Genomic DNA, 24,550 nt, shown 5'->3' with positions numbered 1-24,550 from the left:
GTCAAAAATAAGTAGTGCGCGATTTAATCGCAAAAGATAAATATGTGACCGGCTTTACCTCGTGGAAGCCGTAGTCATCTCGCCAACCAGCAAGAAGGAATGAACGATGTCTATTGAGAAAGTGGTTTACCGCGCTCACGCCACCGCAACCGGCGGCCGCGACGGCCGTGCGACCTCCTCCGACGGCGTGTTGGACGTGAAACTGGGCGTGCCGAAAGAGATGGGCGGCGCCGGCGGCGAAGTCACCAACCCCGAGCAGCTGTTCGCCGCCGGCTACTCGGCCTGCTTCCTCGGCGCGCTGAAGTTTGTCGCGGCGAAAGAAAAGGTCAAAATCCCGGCCGAAGCGAAGATCGACGGCACCGTCGGCATCGGTGAAATCCCGAACGGTTTCGGCATCGAAGTGCAGCTGGATATCTCGCTGCCGGGCATCGAGCGCAGCGTGGCGGAAGATTTGGTGAAAAAGGCGCACGTGGTGTGCCCATACTCCAACGCCACCCGCGGAAATATCGATGTGACTCTGAACGTTAAGTAAGATTTTTATCCTTATCGCGAAAAAAATGGAGGGTTTGACCCTCCATTTTCTTATCTGCCCCGCTTGAAAGCCGTTTGCAAAAAGCGTAAAAATTGCCCGTTTTGTGAGAATTCTCTTGATTATTACCCGCAAAATAACGCTTATTGCCGGTTGGCTGAACCAGAAGCCCTAATAAGTGTCTGACTGATCCAGAACCGCTACACCGTCCCCGGAGCCACCGCGTTACATGAACAAAGTTAAATCGCTATCACAGCAGAATTTATCGTTATTGTTAGCGATCTATATCGGCATATTTCTCAACCTGTCCGTTTTTTATCGTCGTTTTGATTCGCTGGCGCACGGCATTCAGGGGATTAAGGTGATTTCGGCGGTGACGGAAGTCATCGCTATCGTCCTGTTCACGTTCTTCATCATGCGGCTGGTATCGCTCGGCGGCCGGCTGTTTTATCGCATCGTCGCTTCGCTGCTGGTGTTGATTTCGGTTGCCGCCAGCTACTACATGACGTTTTTCAACGTGGTGATCGGCTACGGCATCGTGGTTTCGGTGATGACCACCGACATCGATCTGTCGAAAGAGGTGGTCGGCCTGCACTTCGTGCTGTGGATGGTGGCGCTCAGCGCCTTGCCGCTGCTGCTGATCTGGAAAAACAGCCTGCGTTACACCCTGATAGAACAGCTGAAAACCCCCGGTCATCGCATCAAGCCGCTGCTGGTCTTGCTGGCGGTGGTGGCGCTGGTCTGGCTGCCGCTGCGCATGCTGGACGACGAGCAGAGCGTGCAAGAGAAGCTCTCCAACGTCGATCTGCCGAGCTACGGCGGCGTGGTGGCGCACTCGTATCTGCCGTCCAACTGGCTGTCGGCGCTGGGGCTGTTTGCCTATACCCGCTATGACGAAAGCCAGGATCAGAGCACGATGTTCGATCCGGGCAAACACTTCACCTACGTACCGCCGGCGGATATCGACGACACCTACGTGGTGTTCATCATCGGCGAGACCACGCGCTGGGACCACATGGGCATGTTGGGCTATGAGCGCGATACCACGCCGCGGCTGTCTAAAGAGAAGAATCTGGTGGCGTTTCGCGGCGAGTCGTGCGACACCTCCACCAAGCTGTCGCTGCGCTGTATGTTCGTGCGCGAAGGCGGCACCGAAGACAATCCGCAGCGCACGCTGAAAGAGCAGAACGTGTTCGCGGTACTGAAGGATCTGGGCTTCTCTTCCGAGCTGTTCGCCATGCAGAGCGAGGTGTGGTTCTACAACAACACCGAGGTGAACAACTATTCGTTCCGCGAGATGATCGCGTCTGAGAAGCGCAACGACGGCAAGGCGGTCGACGATATGCTGTTGGTGGACGAAATGAAGGAGTCGCTGGCGCGCTATCCGAAGGGCAAACACCTGGTGATCCTGCATACCAAAGGCTCGCACTACCTGTACTCGCAGCGTTATCCGCGCAGCTATGCGCGCTATCAGCCGGAGTGCATGGGGGTGGATGATTCCTGCACCAAGGCGCAGCTGATCAACGCCTTCGACAATACCGTGCTGTATACCGACAGCTTTATCGCCAATGTGATAGACCAGGTGCGCGACAAGAAGGCCATCGTGTTCTATGCCGCCGATCACGGCGAATCGATCGGTGAAAACACGCACCTGCACGGTACGCCGCGCGAGATGGCGCCGCCGGAGCAGTTCCGCGTGCCGATGATCGTATGGGCGTCGGACAAATTCCTTGAGAACCCGCAGCACCTCAGCGCCTTTGAGCAGCTGCAGGCGCAGCAGCGCATCGGCAAAACGCATCGCCACGTCGAGCTGTTTGACACCATCCTCGGCTGCCTCGGCTACACGTCTCCCGATGGCGGCATCGTGGATAAAAACAACTGGTGCCATCTGCCGCAGGATAAAACGGCACCCGCTAGCCTGTAGTAACCCCTCCCGCCGGGTGCCTGCCTTGCGCACCCGGCAATTTCACCCAATACATTCTCTTCATCAATTATTCCGGTGTGTGCATACGGTATACTTGCGCACTTCCCCCTGTTAACCGGAGATTTCCATGACCCTGCGCGTGGCGTTTATCGACGATCATGACATTGTGCGTTCGGGCTTCGTGCAGCTGCTGTCGCTGGAAGCCGATATTCAGGTGGTGGGCGAATTCAGCGGTGCGGCGCAGGCGCGCGCCGGCCTGCCGGGGCTGGAGGTGGACGTTTGCATCTGCGACATTTCGATGCCGGACGGCAGCGGGCTGGATCTGTTGGCGGACATTCCCTCCGGCATCCGCGTGGTGATGCTGTCGATGCACGATAACCCGGCGCTGGTGGAAATGGCGCTGGATCGCGGCGCCGGCGGCTTTCTCTCCAAGCGCTGCAAGCCGGAAGATTTGATCACCGCGGTGCGCACCGTCGCCGGCGGCGGCGTTTACCTGATGCCGGAAATCGCGCAGCAGCTGGCGCGGGTGAGGGTCGATCCGTTGACCCGCCGCGAGCGCGAGATCGCGCTGTTGCTGGCGCAGGGCCGGGAGGTGCGCGAGATCGCCGCCGCCTTGGGGCTGTCGCCGAAGACGGTGCATGTGCATCGCGCCAATTTGTTCGCCAAGCTGGGCATCAACAACAACGTCGAGCTGGCCAGACGGATGCTGAACCTGTGACGCAGCGCCTGATCACCCAGCTGGCGCTGTTTTTCATCTACGCCGCCAGCGCGTTTTGCCTGTGGGGCATCGGCACCGCGCTGATCGACCCGCCCTGGCAGGCGCTGCTGCTGTTCCCGTTCGGCCTGCGCATGGGCATTTTGCTGCAGAGCCCATACCGTTTCTGGCCGGGGATCCTGCTGGCCGATCTGCTGCTGATGGCGCTGCTGGCGGATCAGTTCGGCTACGGCCCGGCGCTGTGGGCGTCGGTGGCGGTGCTGGTGTTGACGGTGCTGCTCAGCCTGCTGGCCTCGCCGTGGCTGTTGCGCCATCAGCAGAGCGACAGCGAATGGCGCTGGCCACTGTTGCAGGGCGCGGTGGTGGGCGCCGCCGCCTTGCTGCAGGCGCTGGTGTGGCAGCTGGTGAGCGGTGAAGGCGCCCGCGCGCTGCTGCTCGGCCTGACCGGCGGTTTTACCATCGCACCGACCTGCCTGCTGTTGTGGCACTATCTGGCGCGCCAAATCTGGGTGCCGCTGGAGCCGGGGCTGATCCACAAGCCGGTGGAGCTGCGTCTGGGCCATCTGGCCAGCTACCTGCTGCTGTTTGCGTTCAGCATCTGGCTGCAGCAGCAGGTGAACGCCGCCGAGCTGCGGCGTTTCGCGCCGTTCTGCCTGGCCATTCCTATCGTGTTCATGTCTTACCGCTACGGCTGGCAGGGCGCGCTGTTGGCGACGCTGCTCAACGGCGTGGCGCTGATGGTCAACGAGCCGCCGCAGCCGGAGTCGCACCGCGATCTGCTGCTGTCGCTGCTGGCCCAAAGCCTGACCGGGCTGCTGCTGGGCGCCGGCATTCAGCGCCAGCGCGAGCTGAATCAGCAGCTGAGGCTGCGGCTGGCGGAGAACCGCCAGCTGGCGCGGGCGCTGGTGACGGCGGAGGAGCAAACCCGGCGCGAGGTGGCGCGCGAGCTGCACGATGAAGTGGGGCAGACCATCACCGTGATCCGCACCCAGGCCAGCATCGTCAAACGCCTGGCGCCGGAGCCGGCGGTGGTCGGCTGCGCCGACACCATCGATGCGTTGGCGCTGCGGGTCTACGACGGGGTGCATGATGTGCTGACCCAGCTGTGGCCGGCGGCGCTGAACAACCTGCCGCTGTCGGCGGCGGTGGCGGCGATGCTGCGGGAGTCGCTGCCGCAGGACGCGTCGCTGGTGAGCAGCCTGCAGTGGCAGGTGCCGGACGAGCTGCTGGATGAAACGCTGAAAATCACGCTGTACCGGGTGTGCCAGGAAGGGGTGACCAATGTGTGCCGCCACGCCGGCGCCAGCCGCCTGGAGCTGGATGCGCGCCTGCAGCCGCGCAAAGGCGCCGCGCCGCAGATCGCCCTGACCATCCGCGACAACGGGGTGGGCTTCGATGCGGAAAACCATCAGCCGGGCTATGGCCTGCGCGGCATGCAGGAGCGCATCAGCGCCCTCGGCGGCAGCCTGCGGTTCACCGCTGAGGGGGGCGCCTGTTTGAGTGTGATCTTGCCCACAGTTTCGCCGGCGCAAACGCAAAACTAGGAAAAACTCCTAACCGCGTCGGGAATCCGGCGTAAGCCTCCCGCGCGCGCGAGGAGCATCATAGCGGCACTTTATTCAATCCTCTGAGGTTCCACATGTGGTCTTTCCTTAAAAGCCGCCCGGACGCGCCGCAGGTCACCGATCAACGGCAGATCGACGCCAGCTACAAATACTGGCGCATCCAGCTGATGTGCACCATGTACATCGGCTACGCCGCGTTTTACTTCACGCGCAAAAGTTTCAACTTCATCATGCCGGCGATGCTGAGCGATCTGGGCCTGACGATGTCCGACGTCGGCATCCTCGGCACGCTGTTCTACATCACCTACGGCTGCTCGAAATTCATTTCCGGCATGATCAGCGATCGCTCCAACCCGCGTTACTTTATGGGGCTGGGCCTGATCATGACCGGGGTGCTGAATATCTTCTTCGGCCTCAGTTCGTCGCTGCTGATGCTGGGCACGCTGTGGATACTCAACGCCTTCTTCCAGGGCTGGGGCTGGCCGCCGTGCTCCAAAATCCTCACCAGCTGGTATTCGCGCTCCGAGCGCGGTGGCTGGTGGGCGATCTGGAACACCTCGCACAACGTCGGTGGGGCGCTGATCCCGCTGCTGGTGGGCTTTATCTCGCTGCACTTCAGCTGGCGTTACGGCATGATCATTCCCGGCATCATCGGCGTGGTGCTTGGCCTGCTGATGTGCTGGCGCCTGCGCGACAAGCCATCCACCCTGGGGCTGCCGAGCGTCGGCAAATGGCGCAACGACGCCATGGAGCTGGTGCAGGAATCGGAAGGCCAGGGGCTGAGCAACCGCGAGATCATCAAACGCTACGTGCTGACCAACAAGTACATCTGGCTGCTGGCGGTCTCTTACGTGCTGGTGTACATCGTGCGTACCGCGATCAACGACTGGGGCAACCTCTACCTGACGCAGGAAAAGGGCTATTCGCTGATGACCGCCAACTCGGCCATTTCGCTGTTTGAAGTGGGCGGCTTTATCGGTTCGCTGGTGGCCGGTTGGGGTTCCGACAAGTTGTTCCGCGGCAACCGTGGCCCGATGAACCTGATCTTCGCCATCGGTATCTTCCTGTCGGTGGCGGCGCTGTGGCTGATGCCGGGCGTGACCTACCTGCTGCAGGCCTGCTGCTTCTTCGCCATCGGTTTCTTCATCTTCGGCCCGCAGATGCTGATCGGCATGGCGGCGGCGGAGTGCTCGCACAAGGATGCGGCGGGCGCGGCGACCGGTTTTGTCGGCCTGTTCGCCTACCTGGGCGCGGCGCTGTCCGGCTACCCGATTGCGCGGGTGATGGAGATCTGGCAGTGGAACGGCTTCTTCGTGGTGATTTCCATCGCCGCCTGCCTGTCGGCGCTGTTCCTGCTGCCGTTCCTGCGCGCGCAGACGCCGGCGCTGAAACCGGCCAAAGCCTGAGCAAAATACGCTGCGCAGCCCCCGGCGCAGCGCATTATGGCGCTTTTATCACCACTTGAAATGCAGGGGCAAAAAAGTGATTGACGCCTATAACCGCCAGCAGTAAGATGCGCCCCGCATCGGCGAGTAGCGCAGCTTGGTAGCGCAACTGGTTTGGGACCAGTGGGTCGGAGGTTCGAATCCTCTCTCGCCGACCACCATTCGAAAAACCTGCTTTTTAAAGCAGGTTTTTTTCGCCCGTCGTTTATGAGGATGAGTACCTCCGCCGATATGGCCGGCTTCGCTTTATGGCGTGCCTCAATCTGCCGTCCTCGTGAAATATATTTATTCTTTACGCTTAATTAATTCACACTCCTTATTCCCTTTAGGTTCTTATTTCCATATTTAAATAAATTCATGCTTGCCGAATAAAACCCGGTTGATAGCGCTCTTGTTTTCACGCTTTTTTTACCTATAGTCTGAATGGACAACGCGGGATATGTTATTCCCGCCGCGTGGGAAATACCGTGATTATTTATTAACGTTAATCTTCGTGGATTATTGCGGAATCATTTCGCTCCGGCAATGCGTGGCGACGATTAACTCTTTTATGTTTATCCTCTCGGAATAAAGGAATCAGTTATGCGCAAATTTAATAAACCGCTGTTGGCGCTGGTGATCGGCAGCACGCTGTGTTCCGCGGCGCAGGCCGCCGCGCCGGGCAAGCCGACCATCGCCTGGGGCAACACCAAGTTCGCCATCGTCGAAGTCGATCAGGCGGCCACCGCTTATAATAATCTGGTGAAGGTAAAAAATGCCGCCGACGTTTCGGTCTCCTGGAATTTATGGAATGGCGACACCGGCACGACGGCAAAAATTTTATTAAATGGCAAAGAGGCGTGGAGCGGCCCTTCAACCGGCGCTTCCGGTACGGCGAATTTTAAAGTGAATAAAGGCGGCCGTTATCAAATGCAGGTGGCGTTGTGCAATGCCGACGGCTGCACCGCCAGCGACGCCACCGAAATTGTGGTGGCCGACACCGACGGCAGCCATTTGGCGCCGTTGAAAGAGCCGCTGCTGGAAAAGAATAAACCCTATAAACAGAATTCCGGCAAAGTGGTCGGCTCTTATTTCGTCGAGTGGGGCGTTTACGGGCGCAATTTCACCGTCGACAAGATCCCGGCGCAGAACCTGACCCATCTGCTGTACGGCTTTATCCCGATCTGCGGCGGCAACGGCATCAACGACAGCCTGAAAGAGATCGAAGGCAGCTTCCAGGCGTTGCAGCGCTCCTGCCAGGGCCGCGAGGACTTCAAAGTCTCGATTCACGATCCGTTCGCCGCGCTGCAAAAAGCGCAGAAGGGCGTGACCGCCTGGGATGACCCCTACAAGGGCAACTTCGGCCAGCTGATGGCGCTGAAGCAGGCGCATCCTGACCTGAAAATCCTGCCGTCGATCGGCGGCTGGACGCTGTCCGACCCGTTCTTCTTCATGGGCGACAAGGTGAAGCGCGATCGCTTCGTCGGTTCGGTGAAAGAGTTCCTGCAGACCTGGAAGTTCTTCGATGGCGTGGATATCGACTGGGAGTTCCCGGGCGGCAACGGTGCCAACCCGAACCTGGGCAGCCCGCAGGACGGGGAAACCTATGTGCTGTTGATGAAGGAGCTGCGGGCGATGCTGGATCAGCTGTCCGCGGAAACCGGCCGCAAGTATGAGCTGACCTCCGCCATCAGCGCCGGCAAGGACAAGATCGACAAGGTGGCTTACAACGTCGCGCAGAACTCGATGGATCACATCTTCCTGATGAGCTACGACTTCTACGGCGCCTTCGATCTGAAAAACCTGGGGCATCAGACCGCGCTGAATGCGCCGGCCTGGAAACCGGACACCGCCTACACCACGGTGAACGGCGTCAATGCGCTGCTGGCGCAGGGCGTCAAGCCGGGCAAGATCGTGGTCGGCACCGCCATGTATGGCCGCGGCTGGACCGGGGTGAACGGCTACCAGAACAACATTCCGTTCACCGGCACCGCCACCGGGCCGGTTAAAGGCACCTGGGAGAACGGCATCGTGGACTACCGCCAAATCGCCAGCCAGTTCATGAGCGGCGATTGGCAGTACACCTACGACGCCACGGCGGAAGCGCCTTACGTGTTCAAACCTTCCACCGGCGATCTGATCACCTTCGACGATGCCCGCTCGGTGCAGGCCAAGGGCAAGTACGTGTTGGATAAGCAGTTGGGCGGCCTGTTCTCCTGGGAGATCGACGCGGACAACGGCGATATTCTCAACAGCATGAACGCCAGCCTGGGCAACAGCGCCGGCGTTCAATAATCGGTTGCAGTGCGTTGCCGGGGGATGTCCTTTCGCCCCCGGCTTTTTCGCCGCCGAAAGTTTTTTTACGCCGCACAGATTGTGGGCCTGCCCGGCGCAAAACGCGCTCATCGGACTCACCCTTTTGGGTAATCCTTCAGCATTTCCTCCTGTCTTTAACGGCGATCACAAAAATAACCGTTCAGATATTCATCATTCAGCAACAAAGTTTTGGCGTTTTTTAACGGAGTTAAAAACCAGTAAGTTTGTGAGGGTCAGACCAATGCGCTGAAAATGTCCGCTTAGCATAAATTTTCATGCTGGAAGTGTTAACAAAAGGTTTTTTTTATGTTTGTTTGCTGTTTCTCACAGTCTGCGTAAATCCCCACTGGTTATATTGACGACACCCCAAACAGTTGGCAACTTGATAGCCTCAGGGGTAAGAGCGAGAGTTGTTTGAGTGAATTCCACGCGCTCAGACGTCCCCGCCGCGATGCGTTCCATCCGGCATTCTCTCCTCGTACACCTTCTGCCTTCGGGCGCCGATCGCACAGGCCACGCAATAAAAAATACAGGTCTGGCGGCAATGACACACATCACATCACACAATGGAGCACTAACGATGACACGTTCCTTGGGTAAATCGGGGGTTCTGAAATTCGGCATTGGGCTGATCGCGCTGACCGTGGCGGCCAGCGTACAGGCCAAGACGTTGGTTTACTGTTCTGAAGGTTCCCCGGAAGGGTTCAACCCGCAGCTGTTTACCTCCGGCACCACCTACGACGCCAGCTCGGTACCGATCTACAACCGCCTGGTCGAATTCAAAATCGGCACCACCGAACTGCAGCCGGGCCTGGCTGAGAAGTGGGACGTCAGCGAAGACGGCAAAACCTACACCTTCCACCTGCGCAAAGGCGTGAAGTGGCAGAGCAGCAAAGACTTCAAACCGACGCGCGATTTCAACGCCGACGACGTGGTGTTCTCCTTTGAACGCCAGTTGGATGCGAACAACGCCTATCACAAAGTGTCCGGCGGCAGCTACGAATACTTTGAAGGCATGGACATGCCTAAGCTGATCGCCAAGATTGAAAAAGTGGACGACAACACCGTGCGCTTCGTGCTGAACCGCCCGGAAGCGCCGTTCCTGGCTGACCTGGGCATGGACTTCGCGTCCATCCTGTCCGCCGAATACGCCGACGTGATGATGAAAGCCGGCACGCCGGAGAAGGTCGACCTGAACCCGATCGGCACCGGCCCGTTCCAGCTGCTGCAATACCAGAAAGACTCCAAGATCCTGTACAAGGCATTCGACGGTTTCTGGGGCACCAAGCCGAAGATCGATCGCCTGGTGTTCTCCATCACGCCTGACGCCTCCGTGCGCTACGCCAAACTGCAGAAAAACGAATGTCAGGTGATGCCGTACCCGAACCCGGCCGATATCGCCCGCATGAAGCAAGACAAGTCCATCAACCTGATGGAGCAGCCGGGCTTGAACGTGGGCTACCTGTCGTTCAACGTCGAGAAAAAACCGCTGGATAACCTGAAGGTGCGTCAGGCGTTGACCATGGCGGTCAACAAGCAGGCGATCATCGACGCGGTTTATCAGGGCGCGGGCCAGGCGGCCAAGAACCTGATCCCGCCGACCATGTGGGGCTATAACGACGCGGTGCAGGATTACGCTTACGATCCGGCCAAGGCGAAAGAGCTGCTGAAAGAAGCGGGCATGGCCGACGGTTTCAGCATCGACCTGTGGGCGATGCCGGTACAGCGTCCTTACAACCCGAACGCGCGCCGCATGGCGGAAATGATCCAGGCCGACTGGGCCAAGATCGGCGTGAAAGCCAAAATCGTGACCTATGAGTGGGGTGAATACCTCAAGCGCGCCAAAGCGGGCGAGCACCAGACGGTGATGATGGGCTGGACCGGCGACAACGGGGATCCGGACAACTTCTTCGCCACGCTGTTCAGCTGCGCGGCGGCGAAAGACGGCTCCAACTACTCCCGCTGGTGCTACAAGCCGTTTGAAGATCTGATTCAACCGGCGCGCGCCGAATCCAACCACGACAAGCGCATCGAACTGTACAAGCAGGCGCAGGTGGTGATGCACGATCAGGCTCCGGCGCTGATTGTCGCACACTCCACCGTGTACGAGCCTGTGCGTAAGGAAGTGAAAGGCTACGTCGTGGATCCGCTCGGTAAGCATCACTTCGAGAATGTCTCTGTAGACTGATTTCGACCGCTTTACCGGAGACGCACGAATGGACTTGCAGGGGCGCAACAGGTTTGCGCCCCTGCTGACCAGTCTCCGGCGTATGGCCGTCGAATCGTTCAAAGGCATGTGAGCGTTAATAAGCCTGGCGGACGATGAGCTGCCGGGCATTGATACAGAGAGTTCGGGATATGTTGCAGTTCATACTCCGACGTTTGGGGTTAGTTATCCCAACGTTTATCGGCATTACATTGCTGACTTTTGCATTCGTCCATATGATCCCCGGCGACCCGGTGACCATCATGGCCGGGGAACGCGGTATCTCCGCCGAGCGCCACGCGCAGCTGATGGCGGAAATGGGGCTGGACAAGCCGCTCTATCAACAATATTTCTCCTACGTGTCCAACGTGCTGCAAGGCGATCTGGGCACCTCCCTCAAAAGCCGCATCTCCGTCTGGAGCGAGTTCGTTCCGCGCTTTCAGGCCACGCTGGAACTGGGCATTTGCGCGATGATCTTCGCGGTGCTGGTAGGCATCCCGGTCGGGGTGCTGGCGGCGGTCAAACGCGGCTCGGTCTTTGACCATACCGCGGTGGGTATCTCGCTGACCGGCTATTCGATGCCGATTTTCTGGTGGGGCATGATGCTGATCATGCTGGTGTCGGTGCAGCTTAACCTGACGCCGGTGTCGGGGCGCATCAGCGACACGGTCTTCCTCGACGACAGCCAGCCGCTGACCGGCTTCATGCTGATAGACACCCTGATCTGGGGCGAGCCGGGCGACTTCGTCGACGCGGTGATGCACATGATCCTGCCGGCCATCGTGCTGGGCACCATTCCGCTGGCGGTGATCGTGCGCATGACCCGTTCCTCGATGCTGGAGGTGTTGGGCGAAGACTACATCCGCACCGCGCGCGCCAAGGGCGTGAGCCGCATGCGGGTGATCGTTGTTCACGCGCTGCGCAACGCGCTGCTGCCGGTGGTGACGGTGATCGGGCTGCAGGTCGGCACCATGCTGGCCGGCGCCATTCTGACCGAAACCATCTTCTCCTGGCCGGGGCTGGGCCGCTGGCTGATCGACGCGCTGCAGCGCCGCGACTACCCGGTGGTGCAGGGCGGGGTGTTGCTGGTCGCCTGTATGATCATTCTGGTTAACCTGCTGGTAGACGTGCTCTACGGCGTGGTCAACCCGCGTATTCGCCACAAGAAATAAGGGGCGCTCTCATGTCTCAAATCACTGAGTCTGCAGTTAAAGGTGCGCCGAAGCCGATGACCCCGTTTCAGGAGTTCTGGCACTATTTCAAGCGCAATAAAGGGGCCGTGGTCGGCCTGGTGTATATCGTTCTGATGCTGGTGATCGCGCTCGGCGCCGGCGTGCTGGCGCCGCATGCGCCGGCGGACCAGTTCCGCGACGCGCTGCTCAAGCCGCCGGTGTGGCAAGAGGGCGGCAGCTGGCAATATATCCTCGGCACCGACGACGTGGGCCGCGACGTGCTGTCGCGCCTGATGTACGGTGCGCGCCTGTCGCTGCTGGTCGGCTGCCTGGTGGTGGTGCTGTCGCTGATCATGGGCGTGATATTCGGCCTGCTGGCCGGTTACTTCGGCGGCGTGGTGGACGCGATTATCATGCGCGTCGTCGACATCATGCTGGCCCTGCCGAGCCTGCTGCTGGCGCTGGTGCTGGTGGCGGTATTCGGGCCGTCGATCGTCAACGCCTCGCTGGCGCTGACCTTCGTCGCCCTGCCGCACTATGTGCGTCTGACGCGCGCAGCGGTGCTGGTGGAGGTCAACCGCGACTACGTCACCGCTTCGCGGGTGGCGGGCGCCGGCGCGTTGCGCCAGATGTTCGTCAATATTCTGCCTAACTGCCTGGCGCCTTTGATCGTGCAGGCTTCTCTCGGTTTCTCGAACGCCATTCTGGACATGGCCGCTCTCGGCTTTCTGGGCATGGGCGCGCAGCCGCCGACGCCGGAGTGGGGCACCATGCTCTCCGACGTGCTGCAGTTCGCGCAAAGCGCCTGGTGGGTGGTGACTTTCCCCGGCGTGGCGATCCTGCTGACGGTGCTGGCATTCAACCTGATGGGGGACGGTTTGCGTGACGCTCTCGACCCCAAACTCAAGCAGTAACAGAGGACGAGAGAGATGGCGTTATTGAATGTAGACAAGCTTTCGGTGCACTTCGGTGACGAAGGCACCCCGTTCCGCGCGGTAGACCGCATCAGTTACAGCGTGGAGCAAGGTCAGGTGGTCGGCATCGTCGGTGAATCCGGCTCCGGCAAATCCGTCAGCTCGCTGGCGATCATGGGCCTGATCGATTTCCCCGGCAAGGTGATGGCCGACAAGCTGGAGTTCAACGGCCAGGATCTGCGCAAGATCTCCGAAAAAGAGCGCCGCCAGCTGGTGGGCTCCGAAGTGGCGATGATCTTCCAGGATCCGATGACCAGCCTGAACCCGTGTTATACCGTCGGTTATCAGATCATGGAGGCGCTGAAGGTGCACCAGGGCGGCAACCGCCGCACTCGCCGCCAGCGCGCTATCGACCTGCTGACCCAGGTGGGCATTCCCGATCCGGCCTCGCGGCTGGACGTATACCCGCACCAGCTTTCCGGCGGCATGAGCCAGCGCGTGATGATCGCCATGGCCATCGCCTGTCGGCCGAAGCTGCTGATCGCCGATGAGCCGACGACCGCGCTCGACGTGACCATCCAGGCGCAGATCATCGAACTGCTGCTGGACCTGCAGCAGCGCGAAAACATGGCGCTGCTGCTGATCACCCACGATTTGGCGCTGGTGGCGGAAGCCGCGCACCACATCATCGTGATGTACGCCGGCCAGGTGGTGGAATCCGGCAAGGCGGCGGAGATTTTCCGCGCCCCGCGCCACCCGTACACTCAGGCGCTGCTGCGCGCGCTGCCGGAGTTCGCCGCCGACAAGGCGCGGCTGGCTTCGCTGCCGGGCGTGGTGCCGGGCAAATACGATCGCCCGACCGGCTGCCTGCTCAACCCGCGTTGTCCCTACGCCAACGAGCGCTGCCGCAACGAGGAGCCGGAACTGCGCAGCATTCCCGGCCGTCAGGTTAAATGTCACACACCGCTGGATGATGCGGGGAGGCCGACCGTATGAGCCAGAATCAACCTTTACTGCAGGCGATTGACCTGAAGAAGCATTACCCGGTGAAAAAGGGCCTGTTCGCGCCGGAGCGGCTGGTCAAGGCGCTGGACGGCGTCTCCTTCACCCTGGAGCGCGGCAAAACGCTGGCGGTGGTCGGTGAGTCGGGCTGCGGCAAATCGACGCTCGGCCGCCTGCTGACGATGATCGAAGTGCCGACCGGCGGCGAGCTGTACTATCAGGGGCAAGATCTGCTGAAGCCGGACGCCTCTGCCGAGAAGCTGCGGCGCCAGAAGATCCAAATCGTGTTCCAGAATCCTTACGGATCGCTCAACCCGCGCAAGAAGGTCGGGCAGATCCTCGAGGAGCCGCTGTTGATCAATACCTCGCTCAGCGCCGCCGAACGGCGGGAAAAAGCGCTAGAGATGATGGCGAAGGTCGGCCTGAAGACCGAGCATTACGATCGCTACCCGCACATGTTTTCCGGCGGCCAGCGTCAGCGTATCGCCATCGCCCGCGGGCTGATGCTGAACCCGGACGTGGTGATCGCCGATGAGCCGGTGTCGGCGCTGGACGTGTCGGTGCGCGCTCAGGTGCTGAACCTGATGATGGATCTGCAGCAGGATCTGGGGCTGTCCTATGTGTTCATCTCGCACGATCTGTCGGTGGTGGAGCACATCGCCGACGAGGTGATGGTGATGTACCTCGGCCGCTGCGTGGAAAAGGGCAGCAAAGAGGCGATCTTCAACAATCCGCGCCATCCGTACACTCAGGCGCTGCTGTCGGCGACGCCGCGATTGAATCCGGATATGCGCCGCGAGCGCATCAAGCTGACCGGCGAGCTGCCCAGCCCGATGAATCCGCCGCCGGGCTGTGCGTTCAATGCCCGCTGCCGCCGCGCCTTTGGCACCTGCGTTCAGCTGCAGCCGCAGCTCAAACAGTACGGTGAGCAGATGGTGGCCTGCTTTGCGGTCGATCAGGACGAACATCCGGGGGCGTGAAGCGCCGGATTTTCCTGTCTAAACCAAACGCCGGCACAGCGCCGGCGTTTTTTATTATTCAATCAAAGGGTTGGTCAGTAGACGATCGTGACAACCCGTCTTTTAAATTATGCTCTTAACGTAATTCTGAAAAACGTTATATTTTTAAGAATCTTCGCAAGATAATAATAATCGAATAATAGAATTCAACGGGTTGCTGTTAATAAGTTTATTTCGGCCGATAGCGTTCGCCATTTTTATTATAAAAACCCAATAAAAAAGCACGCCGGCGGCGTGCTTTGGGTGAATGAGGCCGCGCTTATTGCGGATAAGGCACCCAGTCGCCGCCGTTCAGGCGAATGTAGGGCTTGCCCTGATACAGCATCACGATGGCGTTGTCGTTTTCGGAGATGACCGGGGTCTGCGGCAGCCCCTGGGTCAGCGCCTGCCAGTCGACGCTGGGTTCGCTGAAGACCTTGCCGTCCACCAGACGCGACACCAGTTCAGACAGCGCCAGATAGCTGCTCGGCGTTTTGATCTGCAGCGGGCTGCCCTGATGCGGCGCCTTCATGCCCACCAGTTTGATGCCGACCGGCGTATGGGTGATATTCGGGCTGGGAATGTCGCGCAGGCCGGACATCTGCATCTTGTCGCCCACCAACGCCGCGCCGTGTTCCGGCACGATCACCACCACCACTTTGCGGCCGGATTTCTCCAACTGATCGAGGAAGGTGTTCAGCTGATCGAACAGCTTCTGTGCGCGCGGCGGGTAGTCGGCGCTCTTGTTGGAGCCGACGAAGCGGTTGCCGTCGTGCAGCGGGATGACGTTGAAGAAGGTGGCGGTGCGGCCGTCACCGCCTTTTTGCTGCTGATCCAGCCAACGGGTCAGCAATTCGAGATCGTTATAAATCGGCTCGCCGTCGAACGACGTCAGCTCGTTGCCGATGCCGGCCTGCGACATCAGCGGCGCCTGCATGTCGCCCTGTTCACGCAGCTCTTTCAGGAAGTTGCCGAACACCCCGGAGTGATCGAGCATCAGCTGTTCCTTGAAGCCGAGCTTCGCCAGGTTGTCGAACAGGTAACACTGCTGGTTCACCGGCTGATACAGATCGCGATGCGAAAGCTGGCCGCAGCTGGCGCGCAGCAAACGGATGGCCGCCGGGCCGCTGTAGGCGGTGGCCGAGTTGAAGTTGTCGAACATGATGTCCATCTTCGACCACAGCGGGTGATTTTGCAGGTTGACCGCGTCCATATCGGCCCAGGCCAGCGAACAGATGTTGATCACCAGCAGATCGAACGGCTGGGCATCGGCGGGCAAGCTGGCCGGGAACGCGGTGGTGCGGCTTTTTTCTCGCTCGTAGAACTGGTTCAGGTAGGCCGTCAGGTTGGCGCTGGTCGGCGGCAGGCTGTCTGCCGGCGCAGCATCCCCCGCCGCCGGCGCAGACGTGGCCGGCGTATTGGCGCTGCCGGCCGCGGCCGTGGAGGTCGCGGGCAGCAGGGAGACTGCCGGTCCGGCGATGTTGACTATATTGAGCCACACCAGCGCCGCCACGGTGAACACCGTGACGCGCACCCACTGCGCGACGAACAGGTAGGCGATAAACAGCACGAAGGCCGCGCCGATCATTTGCCAGTTGATAAAGCGACCGATCAGCTCCAGCAGATACTGGGCGCTGAAGCCGGCCAGCTGCGAACCCTGGCTGAGAATGCTGTTGATGCCCGGCAGCCAGGTGTCGTGGTAGAACAACGCGATGCCGATCGGAATGGCGAGGTAATGGCGCCAGCGATGCAGGCGCTGCGACGGGATCGGCATCAGCAGAAACGCCATGAACACCAGGTTCGGCAGCGCGTGGAAGTTCAGGTAGCCGAACCACAGCAGGGCGAATTTGGCCAGAAAGTACAGGTTCCAGCCGCCCAGTCCGCGCCAGTAGCGCCATAGAGCGTTATCGGATTGCGTCTTCGAGTTTGGATTCATGGCTGCTTCTTACGTTTAATCTGAGATGAGGAGCCTGTGCGCACCCACAAACCGGCGGATTTCAAATAGCGCGGCGATAACAACAGGTTTTGCCAGTATTGACGCAAATGCGGAAAACGCCGGTGAAAGGCGTAGCCCAGCGGGATGAAGATCAGCGCGCACAGCAGGATCAGTTGCACGATGTCGTTAAGGTTCAGCATGCGGTTCCTCCTGCGGGCCAAGCGTCAGCGTGAAGGCGACCGGCTGCCGCCGTTCTGCGGGCGCCTCGGCCGCCGTCTCGCGGGGGCGCGGCGCGGCGCCGGCGGTGCCGGTGGCCGAAATCTGCCAGCGCCCCTGAGCCATACGTTTGATTTCCGAAATGATATCGACGTCCTGGTGCCACACCACCCGGTTGCTGAAGGCTTCATCCACCGGCAGGCGGAAGATGAACCTCAGCGCGGTATCCAAATCGTTGATGCGGCAGGTGGAGAGAAACAGCACCAGCCGCCCCTGCACCACGGTCATCACGTCGCCGAAGCGCCGCAGGTGGCACAGGGTCATCGCCTGTTCGGCGCGCAGGCCGGTGGCCGGCCGCAGCGCCACCATCACGCCTTTGCCGTCCTCGGGCAGCAGCGTGTTGCCCATCAGCGAAAGCACCGCCTGGCTGAACGGTTCCGGCCGCATATAGCCTTTGAGCTGCAGCGGGCGCAAACCGGCCAGCAGCGCATCGATGTCGGCGGGCACATGGCGCGAGAAGCGCTGCCCCTGGATGCCCTCGAGCATGGTCAGAAAACGCGACAGCGGCGCGACGTGCGGCACGATCAGGTTGGCGCCGCAGGCCAGCAGCAGCCGCTCGTCGCTGTAGCGCAGGCTGGCGCTCATCTCGCGCACCGCGATTTTCAGGCCGTTGCCGCGGCTGCGGCGCAGGGTGTGGATCTGGTGCGCCAGGTGATCGATTTGGTCGCTTTGGTACAGCGCGAAAATCAACGTCGCCGAGAGTCTCAGCATGCCGTGCTGCGCCAGTTCGTCGTTGCTCTCCAGCAACTGCCAGTTGGCGGACAGCGGCGGCGCGCCTTCCAGGATGCTGCGCTCGGCCAGATACAGGCCTTCATCGCTGCGCAAGGCGGTGGGGGAGGGTTGGCTGTTTTCATCCTCACCCTGCCAGCCGCCTTCCGCGGCGTACAGCGTCAGCAGCTGATTGGCGTTGATGCCGTTTTCGGTGCTCCACCAGTTCACCAGATATTGCGCGCTGTCCTGTTGCCATTGCAGGCTGGACAGGCCGTTCAGGATGCGATGCTGCGCGCTGAGCTGCCCTTTGAGCTTATTGATGCCGCCGCCGTGGCTGAGAATCAACAGCGTGCAGCCCTGCCGCCGCAGCCAGGCGGCGAGGGCGCGCGTCCACTCGCGCAGCTCTTCGGTGGTGAAGGTTTGCCACAGGCTGGCGTGGGCCAGCAGGATAAGTAAGCGATTTTGCGGCCGCAGGGCGCGCATCAGATCGTCGCTCAACTGCGTCAGCGCGGCTTTTTTCTCCGGTAATTGATACAGCGGCAGCTTCTGCAACGCGGGCGAAGCCAGCTCGGCCAACAGGCGATCGGGTTTGTCGCCGCTGCAGATCAGGGCGACTTTGCGGGTGGCCGGCTGGGCGGCAATGACCTGGCGACACAGCAGCGCGGCGTCGCTTTGCCTGTCGATATTGATCCAATAAAGCCCGGGGGCCTGCATCACCGACAGCTCTTCCCAAATCTGCCGAATGCCTAGAGAAAAAGAGTGCGCCATAGGATGTGTTCTACTTTCGTTGAAAGCCGACTAAAGGCGTTTATATATAAAGATAGCCATTTTTACTCTGGCAATAACAAATCTCCTACGCTCTGCAACAATATTTGTTGAGAATCATCTTATTGCCTCTCTCTTTTTGTATCGTTGCTATAGTTAATTAACATAGCCTATTTTCGCCAAGGCGGAAGAATGAATAACGCACCCACCCATTTTCGTGCAGCGGCGCCTGGTGAGAGCCAGGATGACCTGCAGGCGCTCAGCCAGGCTTTTTCATTGCCGAAATTAAGCTATGTCGATATTTCTCGGCAGGAGCGGCTAACGCAAATGATGACGCGCTGGCCACTGTTGGCCGAATTGGCGCAGGCCACGGGGAGCCATTGATCTATGCCGGTGATCGCGCTGCAAGGGTTGCGGGGTGGAATGGGGACGACGTCGGTCACGGCGGCGCTCGCCTGGGCGTTGCAGCAGCTGGGTGAGTCGGTGTTGGCGATCGATTTCACGCCGGATAATCTGCTGCGCCTGCATTTCAACACGCCGTTCGAGCTGGCGCGCGGCTGGGCTCGCGCGGAGCGGGATGGCGGCGGCTGGCAGGAAGGCGCGCTGCGTTATTGTGAAAACCTCGACTTTCTGCCCTTTGGCCGCCTGAATGCGGCGGAACGGCTGGAAGTGCAGCGTCAGTGTCGGGAGCAGCCGGAACGCTGGCGCGACAACCTGCGCCAACTGATCGCCGGCGATCCGCAGCGCTGGATCCTGCTGGATGTCCCGGTCGGGGACGGCGTGCTGGCGCAGCAGGCGCTGCAGCTTGCCGACTGCGTGTTCATGCTGTTGAACCCCGACGCCAACTGCCAGGTACGGCTCCATCAACAGACGTTGCCGAACGACTGCCGTTTCCTGGTCAATCACTACTCCTCCGCCAGCCAGCTGCAGCAGGATCTGCATCAGCTGTGGCTGCAAACGCTGAGTGGCCTGTTGCCGGTGGTGATCCACCGCGACGAAGCGTTGGCGGAAGCGCTGGCGGTCAAACAGCCGTTGGGCGAGTACCGCCCCGAGAGCCTGGCGGCGGATGAAGTGCTGACGCTGGCCAACTGGTGCCTGATCAATCTCAAACGGGGCGTTGCGCCATGAGCCGGGTGCTGAGCCTGCTGCTGGTGCCGCCGGTGCGTCAGGCGGTGCAGACGCGCTACCGCGGCTATCGCCGCAATGGCGCATCGGCGCTGACCGCCTTTTTCGCCACGCTGCTGGTGGCGTTGGGCTGGCTGCTGCTGCGCTTCGAGTCGCCGGCCTGGCAGCGCGTGCGTACCGGCCGCGCTTACTGGTTCCCGCATCTGTCCGCCGAACGCCCGCGCCCGGCGGATGCGCTGCGTTATCTGCTGCAAGGGCTGTGGCTGCTGCTGTTTCGCAGCGGCCGCGCGCCGGTGCAGCGCGACTATTTCGCCGGTTGGCGCCGCCTGCAGCAGCGCTATGCCGACTGGCTGCAGGGCCTGCCGCAGCGGCTGAAGAACGCCGGCGTGGAACAGCGCTCGGTGGAGCGCCTCGGCCGCATGAACCGCGGCATGCGGCGCGCGCTGTTTATTCTGGTCAGCGTGCTGGCGGCGATCCTCGCCATGTTGTGCATCTCGCAACCGTTCGATCTGCCGGCGCAGTTCGTGTTCGTCCTGCTGCTGTGGGGGATCGCGATGGTGGTGCGCCGGGTGCCGGGGCGTTTGCCCGCGCTGATGCTGATCGTGCTGTCGCTGACCGTCTCCTGTCGCTACCTGTGGTGGCGCTATACCGCCACGCTGAACTGGGACGACCCGCTAAGCCTGGTGTGCGGCCTGTTGCTGCTGGTGGCGGAAACCTACGCCTGGGTGGTGCTGGTGCTGGGCTATTTCCAGACCATCTGGCCGCTTAACCGCCAGCCGGTGCCGCTGCCCGCCGATAGCGCCAGCTGGCCGACCATCGATCTGATGGTGCCGACTTACAACGAAGATCTCGGGGTGGTGAAGCCCACCATCTACGCGGCGCTGGGCATCGACTGGCCGAAAGAGAAGGTGAATATCTATATCCTCGACGACGGCAATCGCCCCGAATTCCGGGCGTTCGCCGCCGAAGTGGGGGTGAAATACATCGCCAGGCCGACCCACGAACACGCCAAGGCCGGCAACATCAACAACGCGCTGAAGCAGGCCACCGGCGAGTTCGTGGCGATTTTCGACTGCGACCACGTGCCGACGCGATCCTTCCTGCAGCTGACCATGGGCTGGTTCTTCAAAGACAAAAAGCTGGCGATGCTGCAGACCCCGCACCACTTCTTCTCGCCGGATCCGTTCGAGCGCAACCTCGGCCGCTTCCGTCAGACGCCCAACGAAGGCACCTTGTTCTACGGGCTGGTGCAGGACGGCAACGACATGTGGGATGCGACCTTCTTCTGCGGCTCTTGCGCCATCCTGCGCCGCAGCGCGCTGGACGAAATCGGCGGCATCGCGGTGGAAACCGTCACCGAAGACGCCCACACCTCGCTGCGCTTGCACCGGCGCGGGCACACCTCGGCCTATATCCGCATTCCGCAGGCCGCCGGGCTGGCGACCGAGAGCCTGTCGGCGCACATCGGCCAGCGCATTCGCTGGGCGCGCGGCATGGTGCAGATCTTCCGGCTGGACAACCCGCTGCTGGGCAAGGGGCTGAAACTGGCGCAGCGCCTGTGCTACGCCAACGCCATGCTGCACTTCCTGTCGGGCATTCCGCGGCTGATCTTCCTCACCGCGCCGCTGGCGTTTTTGCTGCTGCATGCTTACATCATCTTCGCGCCGGCGCTGGCGATCGCGCTTTACGTGCTGCCGCACATGATCCACGCCAGCCTGACCAACTCGCGTATCCAGGGGAAATACCGCCATTCGTTCTGGAGCGAAATCTATGAAACGGTGCTGGCCTGGTATATCGCGCGGCCGACGACGGTGGCGCTGTTCAATCCGCACAAGGGCAAATTCAACGTCACCGCCAAGGGCGGGCTGGTGGAGGAGGAGCACGTCGACTGGGTGATCACCCGGCCTTACATGTTCCTGGTGATCCTGAACCTGGCCGGGCTGGCGTTCGGCGTCTGGCGGTTGGCCTATGGCCCGACGGACGAGGTGATGACGGTGATCATCAGCCTGGTGTGGGTGCTGTACAACATGACGATTCTCGGCGGCGCAGTGGCGGTGGCGGTGGAGGCCAAGCAGGTGCGTCAGGCGCACCGCGTGGAAATCGCCATGCCGGCGGCGATCGCGCGCGCCGACGGCCATCTGTATCCCTGCACGCTGCGCGATTACTCCGACGGCGGCGTGGGCATTGAGATGCGGGTGGAAAACGCGTTGAAAGACGGCGACAGGCTCTCGCTGCTGCTCAAGCGCGGCCAGCAGGAGTACAGCTTCCCCTGCGTGGTGACGCGCGCCTTCGGCAACAAGGTGGGGGTGCGCCTGGTCGACCTCTCCACCCGCGAACACATCGATTTCATTCAGTGCACCTTCGCCCGCGCCGATACCTGGGCGCTGTGGCAGGACGGGTTCCCCGAAGACCGGCCGATCGAAAGCCTGCGCGACGTGCTGGCGCTGGGCTTCCGGGGGTATGTGCGCATGGCGGACTACGCGCCGCCGCTGGTGCGCGGTCTGCTGGTCGGGGTCACCTCGCTGACCGCCTGGGTCGTGTCGTTTATTCCGCGCGGCGTCGGCAGGGATCCGACCTTGGGTCAACAAGAAACAGTGGGTTAGCTGCGAGTTCAACCGCCCGCTCACTCGCCCGGTGAACAGGCTCCAACATTGATGATGATACGATGACGAGAAAAATAACCTGGTTAACTGCTCTGGCCTTAGGCATCAGCACCCTGTCGCAGGCCGAAACCGCCACCGCGCCGACCGTGGCGGCCCAGCCGCCGATCGCCGCGGCGGCCGATACGGCGATCGCGCCACCGCCGGCCGCCGCGCCGCAGGATCCGAATGCGCCGGTGCGCGACGTGTCGCTGTCGTTTGCGCAGATAGCGCCGCCGCCGGGCACCTTTGTTCTGCGCGGCACCCGGCCGGACGGGCAGATCGAATTCGGCGTGCGCAGCGACGAGGTGGTCTCGCAGGCGATGCTCGATATGGAGTTTACGCCGTCGCCGGCGCTGATCCCGGTGGAGTCGCACGTCAAGGTCTACCTGAACGACGAGCTGATGGGCGTGACCACGATCGCTAAGGAGCAGCTGGGCAAGCCCAATCGCATCCAGATGGCGATCGATCCGCGCTATATCACCGATTTTAACCGCGTTCGGTTGGTGTTCGTCGGCCATTATCAAAATATCTGCGAAAACCCCGCCAGCACCTCGCTGTGGCTCGACGTCAGCAAGTCCAGCGCGCTGAAGCTGCGTTTCCAGACGCTGCCGGTGAAAAACGAGCTGTCGCACTTCCCTGAGCCGTTCTTCGACAGCCGCGATAATCGGCCGCTGACGCTGCCGATGGTGTTCGCCGGCCAGCCGGATCTCGCCCAGCAGCGTGCGGCGGGCATTCTGGCGTCCTGGTTCGGCAGCAAGGCGCAGTGGCGCGGGCAATCCTTCCCGACGCTGTACAACGCGCTGCCGACGCAGCACGCGGTGGTGTTCGCCACCAACTCGCAGCGCCCGGATTTCCTGCGCGATTATCCGGCGGTCAACGGCCCGACGGTGGAGATGATCAGCCACCCGGACAATCCGTACGTCAAACTGCTGTTGATTCAGGGGCGTGACGACAACGATTTGATCACCGCGGTGAAGGGCATCGCGCAGGGCAACATCCTGTTCCGCGGCCAGAACGTAACGGTGGACAAGGTGGAACAGCTGGCGCCGCGCCAGCCGTACGACGCGCCGAACTGGGTGCGCACCGATCGGCCGATGACCTTTGCCGAGCTGCAGCAGTACGCCGAGCAGCTGCAAACCAGCGGCATCGAGCCCGGGCCTATTTCGCTGACCATGAACCTGCCGCCGGACCTGTTCCTGATCCGCAGCACCGGCATCGACATGCACCTGAAATACCGTTACACCGCGCCGCGCATTCAGGACGGTTCGCGGCTGAGCGTCAGCCTGAACAACCAGTTCGTGCAGGCTTACTCGCTGGTGCCGGAGCACGAGCAGGGCGCGCAGCTGCTGCGCCTGCCGTTGACGCAGGGGCTGCTCGATTCCGACAAGAACGTCAATATCCCGGCGCTGCGGCTGGGGGCCACCAACCAGCTGCGCTTTGACTTCGATTACACCACGCTGCTGGCCAGCGGCGCGGAAGGGCGCTGTGAAACCTACTCCTTCACGCAAAACCACGCGGTGATCGACGGCGCGTCCACCATCGATTTCTCCGGCTACCGCCACTTTATGGCGATGCCGGATCTGCGCGCCTTCGCCAACGCCGGCTTCCCGTTCAGCCGCCTGGCGGATCTGTCGCAAACGCTGGTGTTGGTGAATCAGAAACCGCAGCCGGCGCAGGTCAGCGCGCTGCTGAACGCGCTGGGCGTGATCGGCGCGCAAACCGGCTACCCGGCGCTGGCCTTCACGCTGAGCGATGACTGGTCGCAGGCCAAGGATCGCGACGACGATATCCTGATGGTCGGCACCATTCCGCCGGAGCTGCGCGACGACAAGAAAATCAGCCTGCTGGTGGACGCGACCCAAAGCTGGGTGAAACAGCCGACGCGGCAGCCGCCGCTGCCCAGCGCGGAAGCGCTGGCGGAGGATACCCGGCCGGACAGCAAGACCGCCGTCAGCTCCGAGGGCGCAATGTCGGCGATCATTGGCGTGCAATCGCCGTTCAACGACCAGCGCAGCATCGTGGCGCTGTTGGCGGACAGCCCGCGCGGCTATGAGCTGCTGAACAATGCCCTGCTGGACAGCGGCAAGCGCGCCGCGGTATTCGGCTCGGTGGCGGTGATCCGCGAATCGGGGGTCAACAGCCTGCGCGTCGGCGATATTTACTATGTCGGCCACCTGCCGTGGTGGGAGCGGCTGTGGTATGCCCTCTCCACCCATCCGGTGCTGCTGGCGGTGATCGCGGTGGTGCTGGTGGTGATCCTGGGGCTGATGCTGTGGCGTGGCCTGAAGGCCTTCAGCCGGCGTCGTCTGGCGCCTGAAGATCGGGATTGA

At 61.4% G+C, this 24,550-nt stretch carries 18 protein-coding genes and 1 tRNA gene; 16 read left to right on the top strand and 3 right to left on the bottom strand.

Going from position 1 to position 24,550, the window contains the following annotated elements; translation table 11 throughout:
- The first annotated feature begins 106 nt into the window (after positions 1–106).
- The 12 genes from ACJ8IM_RS16365 to dppF all read left to right on the top strand — a co-directional run bounded on the left by ACJ8IM_RS16365 (position 107) and on the right by dppF (position 14,747).
- Positions 107–532 carry an organic hydroperoxide resistance protein gene (locus tag ACJ8IM_RS16365; RefSeq protein WP_004934114.1) on the top strand — a complete coding sequence of 142 codons (426 nt, stop codon included), beginning with the start codon at positions 107–109 and terminating at the stop codon, positions 530–532.
- A gap of 226 nt (positions 533–758) precedes the next feature.
- Positions 759–2,453: a kdo(2)-lipid A phosphoethanolamine 7''-transferase gene (gene eptB / locus ACJ8IM_RS16360; protein WP_033650007.1), complete on the top strand. Its 1,695-nt coding sequence runs from the start codon at positions 759–761 to the stop codon at positions 2,451–2,453.
- 127 nt (positions 2,454–2,580) lie between these two features.
- Positions 2,581–3,171: a transcriptional regulator UhpA gene (gene uhpA / locus ACJ8IM_RS16355; protein ID WP_033653992.1), complete on the top strand. Its 591-nt coding sequence runs from the start codon at positions 2,581–2,583 to the stop codon at positions 3,169–3,171.
- The gene (gene uhpB, locus ACJ8IM_RS16350; RefSeq protein WP_033653994.1) at positions 3,168–4,712 is read left to right on the top strand and encodes a signal transduction histidine-protein kinase/phosphatase UhpB; all 1,545 of its coding nucleotides are present in this window, start codon (positions 3,168–3,170) and stop codon (positions 4,710–4,712) included. The genes uhpA and uhpB overlap by 4 nt, the downstream gene beginning before the upstream one ends.
- 95 nt (positions 4,713–4,807) lie before the next feature.
- Positions 4,808–6,139: an MFS transporter gene (locus ACJ8IM_RS16345; protein ID WP_033650009.1), complete on the top strand. Its 1,332-nt coding sequence runs from the start codon at positions 4,808–4,810 to the stop codon at positions 6,137–6,139.
- Positions 6,140–6,259: 120 nt separating this feature from the next.
- Positions 6,260–6,336 (top strand) — tRNA-Pro (locus ACJ8IM_RS16340).
- Between the two features lie 424 nt (positions 6,337–6,760).
- A complete protein-coding gene (locus ACJ8IM_RS16335; RefSeq protein ID WP_033653995.1) occupies positions 6,761–8,452 on the top strand; it encodes a glycosyl hydrolase family 18 protein in 1,692 nt (563 codons plus the stop codon).
- A 601-nt stretch (positions 8,453–9,053) separates the two neighbouring features.
- A complete protein-coding gene (dppA, locus tag ACJ8IM_RS16330; RefSeq protein ID WP_019452584.1) occupies positions 9,054–10,661 on the top strand; it encodes a dipeptide ABC transporter periplasmic-binding protein DppA in 1,608 nt (535 codons plus the stop codon).
- Positions 10,662–10,831: 170 nt separating this feature from the next.
- Positions 10,832–11,851, top strand: a complete 1,020-nt coding sequence (dppB, locus tag ACJ8IM_RS16325) for a dipeptide ABC transporter permease DppB (RefSeq protein ID WP_033636611.1) — start codon at positions 10,832–10,834, stop codon at positions 11,849–11,851.
- 11 nt (positions 11,852–11,862) lie between these two features.
- Positions 11,863–12,765, top strand: a complete 903-nt coding sequence (gene dppC, locus ACJ8IM_RS16320; RefSeq protein WP_025304838.1) for a dipeptide ABC transporter permease DppC — start codon at positions 11,863–11,865, stop codon at positions 12,763–12,765.
- A gap of 15 nt (positions 12,766–12,780) precedes the next feature.
- Positions 12,781–13,761 carry a dipeptide ABC transporter ATP-binding protein gene (gene dppD, locus ACJ8IM_RS16315; protein WP_004934132.1) on the top strand — a complete coding sequence of 327 codons (981 nt, stop codon included), beginning with the start codon at positions 12,781–12,783 and terminating at the stop codon, positions 13,759–13,761.
- Positions 13,758–14,747, top strand: a complete 990-nt coding sequence (gene dppF / locus ACJ8IM_RS16310; RefSeq protein ID WP_033636613.1) for a dipeptide ABC transporter ATP-binding subunit DppF — start codon at positions 13,758–13,760, stop codon at positions 14,745–14,747. The genes dppD and dppF overlap by 4 nt, the downstream gene beginning before the upstream one ends.
- Before the next feature lie 298 nt (positions 14,748–15,045).
- On the opposite strand, the gene bcsG is transcribed toward dppF, so the two are convergent.
- From bcsG to bcsE, 3 genes are read right to left on the bottom strand one after another with little or no spacing between them, the layout of a single operon-like run.
- The gene (bcsG, locus tag ACJ8IM_RS16305; protein WP_101455713.1) at positions 15,046–16,701 is read right to left on the bottom strand and encodes a cellulose biosynthesis protein BcsG; all 1,656 of its coding nucleotides are present in this window, start codon (positions 16,699–16,701) and stop codon (positions 15,046–15,048) included.
- Complete coding sequence (gene bcsF, locus ACJ8IM_RS16300; RefSeq protein WP_004934139.1) at positions 16,698–16,901, bottom strand: cellulose biosynthesis protein BcsF; 204 nt, start codon at positions 16,899–16,901, stop codon at positions 16,698–16,700. The genes bcsG and bcsF overlap by 4 nt, the downstream gene beginning before the upstream one ends.
- A complete protein-coding gene (bcsE, locus tag ACJ8IM_RS16295) occupies positions 16,888–18,456 on the bottom strand; it encodes a cellulose biosynthesis protein BcsE (protein WP_033649882.1) in 1,569 nt (522 codons plus the stop codon). Before bcsE ends, bcsF begins: the two co-directional genes overlap by 14 nt.
- A 189-nt stretch (positions 18,457–18,645) precedes the next feature.
- On the opposite strand from bcsE, the gene bcsR reads away from it, so the two are divergent.
- The 4 genes from bcsR to bcsB all read left to right on the top strand — a co-directional run bounded on the left by bcsR (position 18,646) and on the right by bcsB (position 24,550).
- Positions 18,646–18,837, top strand: a complete 192-nt coding sequence (gene bcsR / locus ACJ8IM_RS16290; protein WP_033636616.1) for a cellulose biosynthesis protein BcsR — start codon at positions 18,646–18,648, stop codon at positions 18,835–18,837.
- A gap of 3 nt (positions 18,838–18,840) precedes the next feature.
- The gene (bcsQ, locus tag ACJ8IM_RS16285) at positions 18,841–19,581 is read left to right on the top strand and encodes a cellulose biosynthesis protein BcsQ (RefSeq protein WP_033653997.1); all 741 of its coding nucleotides are present in this window, start codon (positions 18,841–18,843) and stop codon (positions 19,579–19,581) included.
- Complete coding sequence (gene bcsA / locus ACJ8IM_RS16280) at positions 19,578–22,181, top strand: UDP-forming cellulose synthase catalytic subunit (RefSeq protein WP_033653998.1); 2,604 nt, start codon at positions 19,578–19,580, stop codon at positions 22,179–22,181. Before bcsQ ends, bcsA begins: the two co-directional genes overlap by 4 nt.
- A gap of 62 nt (positions 22,182–22,243) precedes the next feature.
- Positions 22,244–24,550, top strand: coding sequence for a cellulose biosynthesis cyclic di-GMP-binding regulatory protein BcsB (bcsB, locus tag ACJ8IM_RS16275; protein ID WP_033653999.1), 2,307 nt, complete (start codon positions 22,244–22,246; stop codon positions 24,548–24,550).

The organism is Serratia sp. CY33525 (assembly GCF_052169115.1).
GTDB lineage: Bacteria > Pseudomonadota > Gammaproteobacteria > Enterobacterales > Enterobacteriaceae > Serratia > Serratia sarumanii.
The sequence above is the reverse complement of the archived record's forward strand: the minus strand, read 5'-3'. Positions and strand labels throughout refer to the sequence as shown.